Source organism: Novosphingobium sp. HR1a (assembly GCF_015594425.1).
GTDB lineage: Bacteria > Pseudomonadota > Alphaproteobacteria > Sphingomonadales > Sphingomonadaceae > Novosphingobium > Novosphingobium resinovorum_A.
The window spans coordinates 1-868 of record NZ_JABXWS010000152.1 but is presented as its reverse complement, the minus strand read 5'-3'; the positions used below and the strand labels follow the sequence as shown (position 1 = coordinate 868).

Below are 868 nucleotides of genomic sequence, written 5' to 3'. Positions count from 1 at the left end.
AGCTCGACTTTGTACGTTTTTGGTCAGGTCCAGGTCCAGAAGATGCTGTTTTCAGCAACGTGGTCGAGTGCTTGATCGAGGGGCAAGACGCATCCGCCCATATCATCGATATTTTCCCATTTTCGCTGGTGTGACCAGTAGCCGAGCCTGACTTCGTCACGCGTGCCGACAGGCTTGAGGCGGGCGATCGGTGCCTCGGTTGCCAGCAGATAGAGATGGTAAGCGCCTTTGTTCTCATACCATCCGACGCCGCCGCCGTTGGCCGCGTCGAACGTTTCGATGCGCAGAATGATTTCCTCGTCTTTCATGGTGCATCCATTGCCGCCGTCAGGTCACAGCATATCCGAGTCACCTCACCGCATGGCAACAGCCTAAGCGTTGCAACGTGCTTCAGTCAGGACTCGAAGCATGGGATGTTGGACCAGAACAAGGCCGTGATCGGCGATCCCGTCCCCCAGATCCTGCGCCAATGGCTGCAGGCATGGCGTCCCTGCTTTACGGCTCCCAGTTGGGAGCATGTACTTGTTCTTGTGATGGGGGGCGTGCTGGCCACGGGCAAACGGACCGTCACGTCTTGCCTGCGCGTGACCGGCCGGGGCGATGCTGCCAACTTTGCAACCTATCACCAGATCCTCAACCGCGCCCGCTGGAGCTCCCGTGCCGTTGCCAGGCGTTTACTGGGCATTGTGGTCGAACGGCTCGTGCCCGATGGTCCTGTGGTCATCGGTATGGACGACACCATTGAGCGGCGATGGGGGCGCCGGATCACCGCACGGGGTATCTACCGCGACCCGGTCCGCTCCAGTCACGGCCATTTCGTCAAAGCTAGCGGACTGCGCTGGCTCAGTTTTATGGTGCTCACCCCGGT

At 59.9% G+C, this 868-nt stretch carries 2 protein-coding genes; one reads left to right on the top strand and one right to left on the bottom strand.

Going from position 1 to position 868, the window contains the following annotated elements; genetic code table 11:
• Nucleotides 1-23 precede the first annotated feature (23 nt).
• Entirely contained in the window at nt 24-308 is a 285-nt protein-coding gene (locus HWN72_RS30760; protein WP_036528601.1) for a hypothetical protein, read from the bottom strand.
• Between the two features lie 105 nt (nt 309-413).
• Here HWN72_RS30760 and HWN72_RS30755 point away from each other — a divergent pair.
• Nucleotides 414-868, top strand: a 455-nt coding sequence (locus HWN72_RS30755; protein WP_211152334.1) for a transposase, incomplete at its 3' end; no start/stop codon positions are given.